Origin of the sequence: Occallatibacter sp., from assembly GCF_036502485.1 — a bacterium.
Lineage (GTDB): Bacteria > Acidobacteriota > Terriglobia > Terriglobales > Acidobacteriaceae > Telmatobacter.
In genome coordinates this window covers 1-15,525 of record NZ_DASXYM010000096.1, presented here as the reverse complement: position 1 = coordinate 15,525, position 15,525 = coordinate 1, and the positions used below count along the sequence as shown (strand labels likewise).

The 15,525-nt window shown below is 60.0% G+C and carries 11 protein-coding genes; 7 read left to right on the top strand and 4 right to left on the bottom strand.

The window, feature by feature from the left end:
* Window positions 1-111: 111 nt before the first annotated feature.
* Window positions 112-1,212 carry a DNA polymerase III subunit gene (locus VGL22_RS13650; protein ID WP_465267485.1) on the top strand — a complete coding sequence of 367 codons (1,101 nt, stop codon included), beginning with the start codon at window positions 112-114 and terminating at the stop codon, window positions 1,210-1,212.
* A 327-nt stretch (window positions 1,213-1,539) separates the two neighbouring features.
* Entirely contained in the window at window positions 1,540-1,893 is a 354-nt protein-coding gene (locus VGL22_RS13645) for an RNA chaperone Hfq (RefSeq protein WP_465267484.1), read from the top strand.
* A 123-nt stretch (window positions 1,894-2,016) separates the two neighbouring features.
* Here the strand turns inward: VGL22_RS13645 and VGL22_RS13640 are convergent, their stop codons facing one another.
* Window positions 2,017-3,063: an L-threonylcarbamoyladenylate synthase gene (locus tag VGL22_RS13640; RefSeq protein ID WP_465267483.1), complete on the bottom strand. Its 1,047-nt coding sequence runs from the start codon at window positions 3,061-3,063 to the stop codon at window positions 2,017-2,019.
* A 101-nt stretch (window positions 3,064-3,164) separates the two neighbouring features.
* Here VGL22_RS13640 and VGL22_RS13635 point away from each other — a divergent pair, with 101 nt between their 5' ends.
* The gene (locus VGL22_RS13635) at window positions 3,165-3,761 is read left to right on the top strand and encodes a class IV adenylate cyclase (protein WP_465267482.1); all 597 of its coding nucleotides are present in this window, start codon (window positions 3,165-3,167) and stop codon (window positions 3,759-3,761) included.
* Between the two features lie 99 nt (window positions 3,762-3,860).
* On the top strand, window positions 3,861-4,211 hold the full coding sequence (locus VGL22_RS13630; protein WP_465267481.1) for an energy transducer TonB: 351 nt from the start codon (window positions 3,861-3,863) through the stop codon (window positions 4,209-4,211).
* An 82-nt stretch (window positions 4,212-4,293) separates the two neighbouring features.
* On the opposite strand, the gene VGL22_RS13625 is transcribed toward VGL22_RS13630, so the two are convergent.
* Window positions 4,294-4,437 (bottom strand): DUF6496 domain-containing protein, encoded by a 144-nt coding sequence (locus tag VGL22_RS13625; RefSeq protein WP_465267480.1) that lies wholly within the window; start codon window positions 4,435-4,437, stop codon window positions 4,294-4,296.
* Window positions 4,438-4,444: 7 nt separating this feature from the next.
* Here VGL22_RS13625 and VGL22_RS13620 point away from each other — a divergent pair, with 7 nt between their 5' ends.
* On the top strand, window positions 4,445-4,765 hold the full coding sequence (locus VGL22_RS13620; RefSeq protein WP_465267479.1) for a hypothetical protein: 321 nt from the start codon (window positions 4,445-4,447) through the stop codon (window positions 4,763-4,765).
* A gap of 119 nt (window positions 4,766-4,884) precedes the next feature.
* On the opposite strand, the gene smc is transcribed toward VGL22_RS13620, so the two are convergent.
* Window positions 4,885-8,706 (bottom strand): chromosome segregation protein SMC, encoded by a 3,822-nt coding sequence (gene smc / locus VGL22_RS13615; protein WP_465267478.1) that lies wholly within the window; start codon window positions 8,704-8,706, stop codon window positions 4,885-4,887.
* A gap of 484 nt (window positions 8,707-9,190) precedes the next feature.
* Here smc and VGL22_RS13610 point away from each other — a divergent pair, with 484 nt between their 5' ends.
* Entirely contained in the window at window positions 9,191-10,267 is a 1,077-nt protein-coding gene (locus VGL22_RS13610; protein WP_465267477.1) for a GGDEF domain-containing protein, read from the top strand.
* A 370-nt stretch (window positions 10,268-10,637) separates the two neighbouring features.
* Here the strand turns inward: VGL22_RS13610 and VGL22_RS13605 are convergent, their stop codons facing one another.
* Window positions 10,638-14,270, bottom strand: a complete 3,633-nt coding sequence (locus VGL22_RS13605; protein ID WP_465267476.1) for an outer membrane beta-barrel protein — start codon at window positions 14,268-14,270, stop codon at window positions 10,638-10,640.
* A 177-nt stretch (window positions 14,271-14,447) separates the two neighbouring features.
* Between VGL22_RS13605 and VGL22_RS13600 the strand changes: the two genes are divergently transcribed.
* Window positions 14,448-15,525: LacI family DNA-binding transcriptional regulator (locus VGL22_RS13600; protein ID WP_465267475.1), on the top strand; the 1,078-nt coding region annotated here is incomplete at its 3' end.

The following is a 15,525-nucleotide window of genomic DNA, read 5'->3' as shown; positions in this document are numbered from 1 at the left end:
CCTGCCTTCGGCTGCTGCAGGGTTCACGGTGAAGATGGACGACGTTGACGGTCAATCAAGCTCGCCTGGCAGAGGCTGGGATCCGCACCGCACATGCACTAGACTCAGACTGTGAGCTTTCGCGACTTCGTCGGCAACACGGTTACGGTCACCCGTCTTCGGGAAGGCGTGCGCAGCGGGCTTGTCCCGCAGGCCATGATCCTTGCCGGACCGCAAGGGGCAGGCAAGTACAGTCTGGCTCTGATGCTGGCACAGGCGGTGAACTGTCTGAACCCAACGGAGTCTGACGGACTGCCTGACTTCTGCGGCCGTTGCAATAACTGCACCCGCATTGAGGCGGCCCGTGACCTCGAAGAGCGCGTCGCCGAAGCTGTCGCCGCCAAAGATGACCTGCGCGACGCCGATAAGCGCGACACCCGCATCATGATCCAGACGCACCCCGACGTCCTGGTGGTGCCCCCTGATCCGCCGCAGCTTATGATCAAGCTGGGCCAGGTGCGCGACGTCATTCACGCCGCCTATTTCCGGCCGCCCGTCGAAGCGCGGCACTCCTTCACGATCTTTACTTGCTCCGCCTTCATGAAAGAGGCTGCCAACAGCCTCTTGAAAGTCCTCGAAGAGCCACCCTCCTACACATCGCTGATTTTGTTGGCCGAGAACCCCCAGGAACTTCTGCCTACTATCCGCTCACGCGCAGTCCTGCACCGGCTTGGCGCCATCCCGGCCGGCGAAATTGAAGCCTTGCTCGCCCAGCGCCGGCCTGAGCTCAAGTCGAGCGATCGCAAGCTCGTTGCCCGACTGGCGGAAGGCGCCGTGGGCCGCGCCCTGAAACTCGATCTGCCAGCCTACCTCGCCAGCCGCCAGGATGCCCTTATTATCGTGCGGACTGCGTTGCGCGACCCTGACTATTCGGCGCTGTTTCGGTCCACCGAGACCTACCGGGCCGGTGCCGACGGGCAGGAGAAAACCGTCAAACTTCTCCGTGCGTTGGGCGCTCTAACGGAGGATTTGCTGCTCGTCATCGCCGGAACGCCACACCTCGTCCGCAACCTCGATATGGCCACGGAACTGGAGCGGCTGGCCGCGGGCCTCAGTGTCGAGTGGATTGAAGGAGCCGCGCGCGCGCTAGGGCAAGTGGAATCCGGCATGCGCCGCAACCTGCTGCGCTCCCTGTCGCTGGACGCCATGGCCGTAAGCCTTGAAGCCCGCTGAAGGATAGCGGCCGGATCTGGGCTGTTTCTGGCCGGTTCACAACGTTCTTGTCCCGCCGCTTCGAATTCCCCTTAAGATTAAGAACAACTTCACTCCGTGGTTCCGCATCTTTCTAGTACAAGCACCCTACTGTACGTTCCCCGCTCGCGGATTGCTCGTGCGTGCATGGACGTTTCTACACTCCGAAGAGGTCCGGGTTCGCATCGCGAATATTTTCCCCGTTTTGTGGGTTCACGCCCTCGGCTGGAACCGCATCTTATCCCTCAATTCCCGCCGTGGAGCGAAAGCTCATTTGGCATTTCACATGTTCAGGAAGGAAGAGAACATATGAGTACGACCTTTACTTCTGTGGCCGACGCGGGCGTAGCCTTGGCGCGTGAAGTTCGCCCATATGTGCGCAAGAACAGGCACGCCGTGCCGGCCACGGGCTCGCGGTTTTCCGCATATTCGTTCCTCGGCCATGAAGATGCCGAGCACCGTCAGGCCGAACTTTTCTATCTCCAGAAGCAAATCCAGTCGCAGACCCCGATGGTCATTGTCCTCGAAGATGGCGAGCAGATTGAGGGCTGCATTGAGTGGTACGACCGCCACACGTTGAAGGTCCGCGGCCGCCAACGCGTTCTGGTGTTCAAATCCGCTATCAAATACATGTACAAGCACGGTGAAAATGGCGGTATGTAGCGGAGCCATGCTCCTTATACACCCAAAAGCGCGTTGGTGCCCGCGCCTTCACCTCTGTCTCCCGCACCCACGCTCCGAGGTTTTCGCGCTCCGGGGGTGAGGGGGAGGTGAGCCGCTCCTGCGCTAGGCGCTGAAAGCGGCCTTCCGCAATCGATCCCGGATCGCCACCGCGATTCCATCCCCCTGCGGCACGGGACAGACGATCACCTCGCACTTCACCGCATCCAAGGCTCGCAGTCCCGCATATAGCTTTGCCGCCAGTTCCTCTGGCTCGTCCCATCGCCCCCAGGCGAACACGGAGGCCTCTTGCGGAGCGCTCCAGCCGGAAGGCAACATCGCTCCCACTCGGTTCCCGCCAAATTGCCGGATCGCAGCCATCAAAGCTATGGCTGACCCTTCCACAAGTACCAACTTCGCCCGCGGCGCATAGTGCCGGATCCCAACGCCGGGGGACGGCAGGGCCGTGCGATCCGCATGAGCCTCCCTGAGAGGTGCGCGATGCATTTCCACGGCGCCGGCTACGAGCCTGATCTGCTCGGCCGTAATTGCACCGGGTCTGTAGATCATCGTCGGTGTCTGACAGGGGTCGATGACGGTTGATTCCACGCCATGCTCTGTCGGCCCTGCATCAAGAATTGCATCGATGCAGCCGTCGAGATCGTCGAGAACATGCTCTGCCGTCGTAGGGCTTGTGTGGCTGAACAGGTTTGCGCTGGGCGCTGCCACGGGCAAGCCTGCCTGCCTGATCAACTCAAGCGCCACCGGGTGCGCCGGCATCCGCACACCGACCAGCGGCCGTCCCGCGGTTACGGCGTCCGGTAGTGACGTCGACCGGGGAAGCAGCAGGGTTAAGGGGCCCGGCCAGAAGGCGTTCATCAACTTCTGTGCTGCCTCTGGTATGTCAGTCACCAGCGGCCTCAGCATGGCATTGTCTTCGACAGGTCCCGCAACATGCACGATCACCGGATCCCACGCCGGCCTCTGCTTTGCGGCGAAGATCCGGGCCACAGCATCGGCATCCAGAGCATTCGCACCCAACCCGTAAACGGTCTCGGTCGGCAACGCTACCAGGCCGCCGGCGCGTAGAATTTCCGCAGCCAGCGCAATGGCCGCGCGGGCCTCGGTCCCATTCAGTTGTTGCGGGTTTAGAACCAGCCGCAAAGTCTTCACTGTTCCATTCTCGCCTGCCGCGCCCGATTGTTCCCTCTATCATCCTTCCTGTCCCTTGGTCGCTGGGCAGGCAACCGCCCGCCGTCCCGTATACTCACAGGATGGTAGCCGTGGAAACCGAGATCAAATTCCGCGTGCAAGACACCGCTGGCCTTGCATCCCGCCTTCAGGCCGCAGGCTTCCACCTCGATACACCTCGATCGTTCGAGAGCAACGTGCTCTACGACACGGCCGATCGCCAGATGCGCGGCCGGACTGAAATCCTCCGCATCCGCACTTACAACGGCCGGTACGTACTCACGCACAAGCGGCTTCCCGATGACCGCCCCGGCGAGGACCGCCACAAGCATCGCATCGAGACTGAGACTGAAGTGGCGGATGGCAATGCGCTCGCGGAGGTCTTCCGCTCCCTCGGCCTGATGCCTGCCTTCCACTACGAGAAGTGGCGTAGCGAGTGGAGCGATGGCGAAGGTCATTGTGTCATCGACGAGACGCCGATCGGCAACTTCGCTGAACTCGAGGGTTCCCCCGATTGGATCGATCGCGTTGCAGCGCGCCTAGGGATTGCCGATCATGAGACCATGACTCTGAGCTACGGGCGCCTCTTCGAACTGTGGCGTGATGAGCATCACTCAACGGCGGAGCACCTCACCTTTGACGCTATTAAGGGAAGCGACTCCCTTCCTGCGCCCTCTTAGAATCCGCTCATTCATCTATCGCGCAGCTCTGATTTATCTCATGTTCCCGCGCGCGCGGTCGATGTATTCCGCATATCAACATTTACGCGGAGGATTTTCATGAGACCGTATGGCTTTCACTCTGTTCGACACGTTGCGGCTGCCCTTTGCAATGCTGCCGCTGTGGTATTGCTTCTGACCCTGAGTCTTCCAGCCCACGGAGATGAGCGCGCCGTCAAAACGCGCGTGTCGCCCGTCTATCCTGAAATCGCCAAGCGCATGAAGATCACTGGAGAAGTGAAGGTGGAAGCCACAGTCGATCCGGATGGCAAGGTGACCGATGCCAAGGCTATCAGCGGCAGCAAGTCTTTGAGTCCCGCGGCGGAAGACGCCGTCCGCAAATGGAAGTTTGTGCCGGGGCCCGACGTGACTCACGTCGACGTGTCGGTGAAGTTCGAGATCAATCAGTAGCAATTCTGAGGTGAAGGCTGCAATCGCGAAGAGGGCGGCACTGTTTTTCCGATGCCGCCCTTCGCATTGCGCTGATCAGCTCCTATGCCGCACTCCGCTTGGGTGGCGGGACCTTCTTGCCTTCGCGCCGAGCCTCTGACAGGCCGATCGCGATTGCCTGCTTCGGGTTCGTCACCTTCTTGCCGCTGCGTCCCGACTTCAGCCGGCCGCGTTTGAGCTCGTGCATCTCGCGTTTGACATCCTGGCCTGCCGACGGCGAGTACTTGCGCCGGGATGATGATTTGCTCGACGCTTTCTTCGACGCGGATTTTCTCGTCGAGCTCTTTCTCGCGCTTGAACTCTTGCGTGCCGAACTCTTCTTTGCACTCGTGCTCTTCCGCGAACTGGAGGCCTTCTTTGCACTGCTCTTCTTTGCACTGCTCTTCTTCGGACTGGAGCTTTTGCGCGCGCTCGACTTTTTCGCGTTTGATGATTTCTTTGTGCTTGATGCTTTTCTTGCGCTCGTCGATTTCTTTTTGGCTGCTTTCGTGGTTGCCATGACTATCCTCCCTTGAAATCAGATGGTCTCGCGATTCGACACAGTTGTATGGTGGTCAGGCAACCAGTTTGAAATGTGCACAAAGGAGGTGAGCCGCGGAGCAATCTCACCACGTTTGTGTGAACAAGCTGTGAGTTATGCCGTGGCCCGCTGCTCATGATGGCTCAATTGCACGCTCACCACCTTTGAAACGCCCGGCTCCTGCATTGTTACGCCGTAGATCATATCCGCTGAATGCATCATGCGTTTGGAGTGCGTCACCAACAGGAACTGCGTATCCTTGCTGAGCCCGTGCAGAAGGTCGGCGAGTCGTCCCACGTTGGTCTCGTCTAACGCTGCATCTACTTCGTCGAGCACGCAGAAAGGGCTGGGCTGGAACTGGAAGATACCAACAAGCAATGAGATTGCAGTAAGGGCCTTTTCACCGCCCGACAGCAAAAGCACGTTCTGTAGTTTCTTGCCTGGAGGGGAAGCCACGATGTCCAATCCGCTCTCCGCAGAATTTTCGGCATCCGTGAGCCGCAAAAATGCCTGTCCCCCGTGAAATAGCTTCGTGAATACATTGGCGAAGTTCTCATTGATGCGCGCAAACGCCTCGTCGAATTTCTGCCGCGAGATCAGATCGATCTCCTTGATTGTCTCCTGCGTGTTCTCAATCGACTCGACAAGATCTTTACGCTGCGTTTCAAGGAACCCGTGCCGCTCCGCCGTTTCCTTATACTCATCCAGGGCCATCATGTTAACGGGGCCCATCTGATCCATTCTCTGCTTGAGCGCGCGGCACTCGTCTTCCTGTTGAGCCAGCGCCTCTCCCTCGATGTGCGTAATCTCTTTGGCTTCACGCAGCACCACGGCTTCCACATTCGCTTCTGCGAGGCAGCTCGCTTCCAAATGCTCGAGATCGGACTTCAGCTTGGCCAGCGTGCTGGCCCGATTCGAACGATCATCGCGCAACTGATCCAGCGCCAAGCGTCCCGTTTTCAGCTGGGCTTCAAAACCAGCAAGCTGATGACGCAGGTCCTGCGCCTCGGTTGCCAGTGCCTCGGCCTGTGCCGTTGCTTCGTTCCGCACCGCTGTGAGCTCTTCCTGCCTGGCTGCCAGCGTTTCACTCTCGCGAATGCGTTGCTCGCGCTCAGCTTCGGAAGCTGCACGCTGCTGCTCAATTGACTGGATGCGCCGTTCGAGATCAGCATACAGCCGCTCGATGCGCTGATACGAAGCTTCAGCTCCCCGCCGTCGCTCTTCAAAACCGGCCAGCTCTGCGGTGAGCTGCGCGGCGTCCTGTTGGAGCCCTTCGCGCTTTTCGCGAATCTCCGTAAGCGCTGCCTGCTGCGTATCCAGTGCCAGCTCTGCCTGGCTGTGTTCCGCCTCCAGACGCCGCAGTTCCTCGTGCTTCTGGTCGATCAGCGCCCGCTTGGACTCGCGCGCGTCTTTGTTTCGCGCGGCCTGCAGCGTCCATTCCTGCACCCGGCGGTCGATGCGCTGCACCTCGGCTTCCATCTGTTTCAATGCCGCGCCCTGGTTCGCCGTGTCTCGCTCCGCCTGTCGCCGTTCCTCGTTGCGCACTTCGAGCCGTCGAGTGAGGTCTTCAATGCTGTGAGTCAATTCCGCGGATTGCACATCGGCCTCGCGCAGCCGTACTTCGAGCGCTTCCATTTTCTTCTCGGTCTCGCGCAGATCGCGCTTCAACGCCAGCGGCCCTTCTGATGCCGGCTTGCCGCCAGTAACCGTGGTGTTGTGGAAGCACTCGCCTCCCGGCGTCAGGAAGAACGCCTTTGAATACTGCTCTGAAAGCCGTTGTGCCACGGCCGTCTCTTCTACGATGTAGCCGTTCTTCAGCTTCGGCAGAATTGCTTCCAGCGATCGTCCAAAGCCGTTCAGAACGCGGATCGTATCCTTCAACGGGGTCACGCCGGGCTCGTTCACTGACTCTTCCGCATCCGCGCGCGCTTCCAATGCCGCGGGATTCTCGGGATGGACCAGGAAGGTTGCGCGTCCATCCACGCCGGACTTTAGAAGGTTTACTCCGCTTTCGGCCGCGGTCCAGCTATGCACTACCAGGTAATTCAGTTCTTCGCGCAGAAACTCATCCACCACGTCTTCATGCTCGCCACTCACTTCAAGAAAATCTGCTAGCGTTCCAGCCGGCGCCATTCCGTTGCCGAGCGCACCCGGCTTGAGCAATTGCCGCACGGTATTGGTTGAGTAGCTGTGATTGCGAATGAGATTCTCCAGCGAGTTCCGCCGTCCGGAAAGGGAAGCGTGCTCGCTGCGCAATTGGTTTGCCTTCGTGCGCAGCGCATTTTCTTCGCCGCGCCTGGCTTGCAGGGACTCGCGAATGGCGACGATGTCCGCCTCAATTTCCTTCAGCGATTGCGTGGCGTTATCGAAGCTCAACCGGGCCTGACCCTTTTGCACGCCCAGGCTTTCCAGCTCATTCCGGGACTGCTGCATTTCGGCATCCAGCCGCTCTGCTTCGCGCTCCAGCGCTGCCAGGCTCTCTTCGCCCTGTGCCGTTGAACTCCGCGCATTGTTTGCCAGGGAAAGAAGCTGCATCACCTGCCGCCGCAGGGCCTCTACCTGCCGCTCGGAGCTGAAGACCTCTTCCTGCGCGCCGCGTGCTTCCTGCTGTCGCGCTGCCACCTTTTCGCGGAACTCACGCGCTTCGTGCGCCGCGGTCTCCAGAAACTCCTTTTGCTGGGCGCGCTCTTCAACGAGGCCGCCGAGCTGGGTGCGCGTCTGCTCGCCTTCGGCAGCGGTGGCGGCCATGCGGGCTTCAAGTTCCGCTATGCGCTCGGTGTTGGAGCGCTCCCGCGCCGCGGCGCGCTCCAACTCAACCGCCGCGCTGTTGGCGCGCGTCTGGACCTCATGTCCACTCTTCTCAATCTCATATCCGCGTTCCGTCATGGAGTGCTGGCTGGCTTCCATGTCGCCAATTTCGCCCGCGGACAGGTTGATCTTCTCCGTCAGCTCCGCGATCTCGCGGTCAAGCCGCGCCTGCTCCTCATCCATGTGCGCCATGCGGCTGGCCAGCACCACGCGCAGCTTGGCGCGCAACTCATCGCGAACCTGCCCAAACCGCTCGGCTTTGGCCGCCTGCCGTTTCAGCGAGTTCATCTGGCGCGTAACTTCTTCGAAAATGTCGTCAATGCGCGCGAGGTTCTGCTTGGCGGATTCCAGCCGCAATTCGGCTAACCGTTTTTTGGTCTTGAAGCGCGTAATGCCCGCCGCTTCTTCGATGATGGAGCGCCGGTCGTGCGGCTTGGAGCTCAATAGCTGCCCGATCCGCTCCTGTCCGATGATCGCGTAACTCTCCGGACCCAGCCCCGTACCCATGAAGATGTCCTGGATATCGCGCAGGCGGCATAGTTTGCCATTCAGCAGATATTCGCTCTCGCCGGTACGGAACAGCCGCCGCGTGATCACGACTTCGCCCTTGGCAAACGACCGCTGAAACTTGCGGCGGCGGATCTTCAACACAACGGGCTGAGGGCCCTCCTGGGAGCTCTCCACTGCCTGCGGAACCGTCTCCTCGCCGTCCTCGTCCCGAACCTGTCCCGGCTGCTCGGCCGACGCAGCCTCTTCGGATTCGGCTGCCCGTTTCCGACGCAGCTCCTCCTCGTCCCAGTCGGCCCCGTCGTGATCAATTATGATCTCCGGTTGCACCGGTACCGGACCCTCATACGCTTCGGGGTCCACCATGGTTAGCGTGACTTCCGCCATGCCCAAAGCCTTGCGATCTCTGGTACCGGCAAAAATCACGTCGGACATGTGCGTGCCGCGCAGCGTTTTGGCGCTTTGCTCGCCGAGGACCCAGCTCACGGCGTCCAGGATGTTTGACTTGCCGCAACCGTTAGGCCCCACAACCACGGCCATGCCCGTGCCCGCTACTGTTAATTCAGTGCGGTCGCAAAAGCTTTTGAAGCCGAGGATCTGGACTTTTTTCAGTTTCAGCATGTCTACTCCATGGGGATGTCGGTTAAGTGCTCTCGCTGATTTTCGGCAAATGTGTCAGGGCAGGTCTTCCGCTGCCAATGTCGATGCTTTTTCGGGCCCAGGTTTTCGCAACGCCCGCCAGGCAACCTCTATTCCACTCAATGAAGGTTCGGATTGCCTTTGATTGAGACTCTACGAAGCCCCAAACGTCGGGTCAACTGGTCTCAAGCGGGTTTTTGTGGATAAGGTAGTACGGAATCAAAGTTCCGGCAGATTAGGTCTAGTTTAGGCTTCTCTACCGCTCTTGTACCTGAATTCCGCCCAGGTTTTCAACAGGGCACCGCGGGTAGCGGACTCATGTTGGTTACCCCCAATGGTGAAGAGACGGACGCATGCAAGAGACGCATTGGGGGCCGGCAAACGATTGCTTGCTCACCCCATAATGACGCCGACTTTAGTCCCCTCCATTTAGGATCACAATAACGAGAATCTCTCGATATCTACTTTGGAAGGCTCTGCCCTGACTGCTGCTCCCGTCCCACTTGATGAGCAGGCTCGTCTCCAAGACCTGCGCAGCCTCGCGATCCTCGATACGCCGCAGGAGGCCGCTTACGACGATCTTGCCCAACTCGCCGCGTTCGTGTGCCAGGTTCCGCTCGCTTTCATCAGCCTGGTCGATGAAGATCGCCAGTGGTTCAAGGCGAGGGTGGGTCTGGGAGCAGCGGAGACCCCTCGTTCGGTCTCGTTCTGCGCACATGCCATTCTCGACGACAAGGTGTTCGTTGTTCCGGATGCCCGTGAGGACGACCGCTTTAGCACCAACCCACTTGTGACGGGAGATCCGGGAATCCGCTTCTACGCCGGCATGCCCATCACAGGCCCCGGGGGACACAATCTGGGCACCCTCTGCGTGATTGATCGCCAGCCGCGCGAACTCTCGGACGAAGACGCCGTCGCCTTGCGCGTTCTCGCCCGCCAAGTAGCCTCGCTTTTTCTGATCCGGAAACAAGTGCAGGAACTCGAAGAGGCCGCTCGCCGGCACACACAGACCGAAATACGCCTCCGCGAGAGCCAGGACCGCCTGCGCAAAATGGTGCGTACGGACGCTTTAACCGGCTTGGGTAATCGGCGCCTTTTCGAAGAGCGCCTTCGGAAAGAGTGGAAACTGGCCCAGCGCCTCCACATACCGCTGTCGCTCCTCATGATCGACGTTGATCACTTCAAGGCCATCAACGATCAGCACGGGCATGCGACCGGTGACGAGGTGCTCAGCCGCATTGGTCGGGCGCTTGATCGCACCATTCGGGGCAGCGACACGTGCGCCCGCTATGGTGGCGAGGAGTTCGCCATCCTGCTGCCCGCCACGGGCCTAGCTGAGGCTGCAGGCCTGGCAGAAGGTTTGCGTCGTACCGTCGCCGACACTCCGTGTGCTGGACTTTCGGTTACCATTAGCATTGGCGTGGCCTGCGAACAGCCCAGCCGCGAAGACAAGGAATCCCCGCGGCTAATCGAGCGCGCAGACGCAGCTCTCTACGCGGCTAAGACCGCTGGTCGCAACCGCGTGGAGTCCAACGCAGGCTGATAAATCGCTGAGCCGGAGCTTTCTCGAGTTAGTTCGTGCGTCTGCCGGTACAGTAGGAGGAGGATGACAGACTGGTTCGCCCGCCCGTCCTGCATGTAACCGACGTCGGGTTTCGGTGGGCTTCTACTTCAACCAACTCGGCTTTACCAGCCCCTGGCGTTACGAGAATGATGGCAGAGTGCGCGTGGCGCACGTAGATGGGCAGGGCGCGCACTGATCCTTGCCGACAACTATCCCAGCGAGACTGCTTCCACGAGTTCCCAGGATGATCGGTGATGGTCCTGTTTCGAAGCTCGGTACCGCCTGACCCGCCTACCAAAGAGAAGGCCTCGCTGCGTGTGCGATGCCTTTTCACCAATAAAGCAGGTGCTCAGAACGTAAACCGCGCGGCGAACTGGAACTGTCGCGGGCTGTTTACGGTGGACGTGATCTGCCCGAACGCCGCCGCAATATCCGGCTGCGTCTGCACGTCCGTGATGCTGGGCACGCCCGGCATGCCGAGCTGCGCGTGATTGGTCACGTTGTAGGAAGCGATTTCGAAGCGCAGGTCTTTCGATTCTCCAAACGAAAACTTCTTGTAAAGGGAGAGGTCGAGGTTCTGCGCTCCCATGGTCCGGACATGATCCATATAGGCAGGCGCGCTCCCCGCCACAAACGGGCTGTTGGGGACGGCAAAGCAGTTGGAGTTGAACCAGTGGGACTGCGAGTGCGGAGCGCCCTTGCTCGGATCGCACGTCATGTCGGCGCGCTGGTTGAAGTAGGAAGGTTGCACGCCCGAGCCTGGCGACGCGATGGGAATGCCGGTGCTGAGATAGAGAATGTAATTGCCGGTCCATCCGCCCACGAAGCCATTGCCTAGGCTGCCGAGATCTACAGCGCGCCCCTTGCCTACCGGCAGATCGTAAGATGCCGTGCTGGTGAACTGATACTTCACGTCCTGCGGGCTAACCGAATGCTCAAGGCTCAGGTTCTTCCAGTCCTGGGGTGCCCCGTTGTGCGAGCCTACAAAGCTCAACGGCGGATTGCCATCGTCCGTCATCAGCTTGGCCCATGTAAATGAGGTCAGCAGCGTGAAGTGGCTGGTGAGCCGCTTCTGCAGCTTAGTCTGCATTGAGTTGTAAGACGAATCGCCTCCTGGATAGCCGGAGACGTTGACGCCGTTGCCGCCGCCATAACTGCCATTACCGAACTGCGGATACTCTTGTAGCGAAACCCACAAGGGAACAGTGTCGGATCCATAGTTCGCGTTCGTGGGCGGCAGAATCGAGCCCCACTGGTTCGGCAACATCTGGCAGGCCGGGTCGGACGTGTCGACGCAAAGTGAAGCCCCATATTTTCCGATCGTGCCCAGGTCGAGCATATTCAGATCCGCTCCGCCCAGCGGCAGAAACAGCCCGCGGCTGCCCACGTATGCTGCGCTCAACACAAATTGATGCGGAAATTCATACTCCAATCCGAAGTTGTAGTCATAGGTGGTGACCGTGCGCTGCGTATGAAGCACGGTGCTCAGCGATTGGCCAAGGTTGTTGGCCAGTCCGGCGGGAGCGGAGGTGAACACCGGAACCACTCCGTCAGGAAAAGGATTACTCACCGAGTAGGGCACTGTGAAGTTGTCCGCGCCACTTGAGAGGTTGGTTCCGCATGCCGCCGACCCGTTGAAGACGGTGTTGCCGTCCGCGTTGTAGCAGGTGGATTGCCAGTTGGTGACTGAGGCGAAGCCGTCACTATTCTGCGAAGCGCCCGCCACCATGTGCGTGCTGGGACCGTAGTAGAAGCCGCCGCCTGCGCGCACCACGAGCCGCTTGATCGGCTGCCACGCGATTCCGAGCTTGGGTCCGAAGTCGCCCAGGTTGGTGTCGAACGGCGCTCGGTTGCCGCCGTTCACATACACTTCGGCGCCTTTGTACTGCACGCCGTTCGCGGTGCTCGTCACGTCTGGCTCAAAGTACTCCAAGCGGTTGTGCCGCTCGTTGCGGCTGCCGAAAATGTCCCACCGCAGCCCGGCGGTCACGGTGAGAGCCGGGCTCGGTCTCCACGTGTCCTGCACGAAGGTCGCGTAATAGGGGCTGGTTTCAGCAACAAACAGGTCCTTGGTGAAGTTGTAACCTTCGCTGCCCGGCGTCGATCCCATGCCGACAAGGAAAGATGCGAAGTCGCTGCCGCCGTTCGCGGTGCTCACTGAATCATCGGTGGCGGAAATGTCAAAGGCATAATCACCAGACGACGCCGGGGGCTGTCCAACATTCAGGTACCGCTTCATCCATTCGAACCCGGTGTTGAACTCATGCTTGCCCCACATCTTGGTAATGGAGGCAGTGGCATCGCTGTTTTGGCTGGCATACTGGAACGTATTCCAGTTCGCTGTCCCGCCAATTCCGCCGCCCACATCCCAGAACTCGATAATCGGCAGGGTCTTGTAGTGCTGTTCCGCGGCCAGGGACGCCGGGAAGCCCAGCGTGGTGATGTCGAAGCCGTTCTGCCGTGGATCGCCGCTTTGGTTCTCATAGTGGCGGGTAAATGAGTACCGCAGTTGCACCACGGTTGTTGGATTCAGCGTCAGATCGTCGGCAATCAGGATGTTGCGGCCGTTGGTGATGTTCTGCGCGTAATACAGATCCCACATATTGTTGAACGCATTCACGCCAGCCGTGAACAGCCGGTCGAATGAGAAGCGCCCGAAGATGCGCTGTTTGTCGCTCTGGAGCCAGTCCATGCGGACATCAAACCTATGCGCGTCGAACGGATCGGTGCCCGGCGCGAAGAAGTTGGGGATAACCCCCCCGTGTGCGTCGCAGGTGTCCGGGCTAGGGAAATTGCACTTGGGAAAATTCTGAAGGAAAGCCAGCGCCGTCGCATTTGGATTGGGGATTTTGTTCCCCGCGAAGGGTTGCCGTGTGCCATCGGGATTGTCAGGGCGCGTAGGGTCATAGATCGTAAACGGATCCGCGGAAAAGTCGCCCGTGCGCTCCGCCGTTGTTGGCACCGTGAAGAAGTTCGAACCATCGTAGGACTGCTGCTGCGTGGCCTCGTAGTCGCCAAAGAAGAAGAGCTTGCCCTTCTTGATGGGGCCGCCGATGGAGCCGCCCTCCTGGTAGCGATGGAAGTCCGGGGTGCCGGCGCCGGTCTGCTTGTTGAAGAATTCATTTGCGGCCATGATGTTCGGGCGGAAGACGCCGAAGGCGGTGCCGTGAAACTTCTCGCCGCCTGACTTGCTGGCAAGACTGATCACGCCCGCGCCGCCGCTCTGGTACGAAGCGGGTGTATTCTGCGTTTCCACGCGTGTCTCTTCGACTGCGTCCTCGGGAAGTTCCAAGGCTGGCATGATCGCACCCGCGTTGTTCTCTGCAATCCCCAGCGGACTGCCGTCAACCATGTAATACACCGAGCCCACAATGGCGCCGTTGATGGTGTAGGAAGACACATCGATACCCGGTCGGCCGTTCGAGATGCTCGTAATCTGCTGCGAACTCGACGAGTTGGGCGCCCCATTGGCCGGCGTTACGCCCGCGCTCAACTGCACCAGGTCGAACACATTGCGCGTCAGCAGCGGCACGCGGTCGATAGTCTCAGCGCCGATCAACTGACCCACCGTCGAGTTGCTAGTGTCCACCAGAGCGGTCGATTCCGTCACCGTTACCACTTCGCTCACGGAGCCCACCCGCATGGAGAAGTTGACCGTGGTCACCTGGTCCAAACTCACCGTTACCTTCTTCTGCACCATCGTCTCAAAGCCCTTCGCACTGGCGCGGACTTCGTACGCTCCTGGGGCCAGCGAGACGAACGAATACAATCCGGCGGCCGTGCTTTGGGTGGTGAGCGTGGTTCCACCGCTGACGCTGGTCGCGGTTACCGCAGCCCCGGGAATGATGGCGCCCGTGGTATCGGAGACGAGGCCGCTGAGGCCTCCGCGACCGCCCTGCGAGCTGAGAGAAGTAGTCATTCCAAGGAGCAGAGGGATGATAAGGAAGAAGTGGAGAATTGATTTCTGCTCTTGTTTTTTCATTCTCATTGTGCGTCTCCCGGTGTATATTCAAACGTTTGAATAACGTTGACTGAATATATGTCCCGGTGTATGAAGTGTCAAGAGGCTTCTCGTCGATATCGTTTCAAAACAAATCCCCTTTTCGCCGCGCAACATTTCAGTCTCAACCACGGAAGGAACCTCTGAAGGGAGTGGGTTGTGAGCCAACAAAAGTCCGGTCATGTCACGCTGCTCGACATCGCCCGCACCAGCGGGTTCTCCGTGTCCACCGTCTCCATCGTTCTCCGCGAAACTCCGCTTTCCCTGAAGGTCGCGCCGAAAACCCGCAAGCACATCCGCGAAATTGCCAAAAAGCTTGGCTACCACCCCGACGCCTATGCGCAATCCCTGCGCCGACGCAGCACCCAGACCATCGGTATCCTCGCCTTCGATCTATCCGACCCCTTCTGCATCCCCGTGCTGCGCGGCATCCATCAGCGCCTCGACCAGACTGGCTACCTCCCGCTCACCATGGACGCACAGGCCAGGCGGGACCTGTTCGACAACTATCTCCACCTCACCCTGCAGCGCCGCGCTGAAGCCGTGATCGTCATCGCCAGTTGGGTCTTTGAAGAAACCAACCTGCTCGGCGATGTCCGCAAAAACAATGTGCCCATTGTTATTCTTGGCCGCGACCTGACCGCCCGCGGCATCAACTCGGTGCTGGTCGACAATGAAGCCGGGGGAGCACTCGCGATGCGCCATCTCCGCGAATTAGGCCACACCCGCATTGCCGTGATTCGCGGCCCGCAGCAGATGTGTGACTCCGAGCCGCGCTGGCAGGGAATCCAGCGTGTGGCCCGGGAACAAGGCATCACCATCGCCCCGCAACTCGTTTTCGAACTTCCCGCTCTCGCCGATCCAGCTTCCGGATTCGAAGGAGGTCTGCACATCACGCGCCAGATGCTGGCCTCCGGCCGGCCATTCACGGCTGTGCTGGCGTTCGACGACCTCACCGCGCTTGGTGTGGTCCGCGGACTCACTGCAGCCGGTATCCGCGTGCCCCAGGACTGTTCTGTAATGGGTTTCGATGACATTCTCCCTTCTGAAGTAGCTACCCCCTCGATTTCCACCATCCGCCAGCCGCTCAAAGAGATGGGCATCGAAGTGGCGGAATGGGCCCTCAACGGGATTGCACGGGGCAGCGCAACAGGAGCGACCAGGCCGGACGAGCCGCGCCTCCACATGCCGGCCCCCGAACTGGTAGTTCGGATGTCTACCGGACCCGCGGCCGCGA

Coding starts and splice junctions, on each gene's coding strand:
- VGL22_RS13645 (WP_465267484.1), top strand. CDS start 1,540: ATGAGTACGACCTTTACTTCTGTGGCCGACGCGGGCGTAGCCTTGGCG.
- VGL22_RS13605 (WP_465267476.1), bottom strand. CDS start 14,270: ATGAAAAAACAAGAGCAGAAATCAATTCTCCACTTCTTCCTTATCATC.
- VGL22_RS13625 (WP_465267480.1), bottom strand. CDS start 4,437: ATGCACGAGCTCAAACGCGGCCGGCTGAAGTCGGGACGCAGCGGCAAG.
- VGL22_RS13630 (WP_465267481.1), top strand. CDS start 3,861: ATGAGACCGTATGGCTTTCACTCTGTTCGACACGTTGCGGCTGCCCTT.
- smc (WP_465267478.1), bottom strand. CDS start 8,706: ATGCTGAAACTGAAAAAAGTCCAGATCCTCGGCTTCAAAAGCTTTTGC.
- VGL22_RS13635 (WP_465267482.1), top strand. CDS start 3,165: ATGGTAGCCGTGGAAACCGAGATCAAATTCCGCGTGCAAGACACCGCT.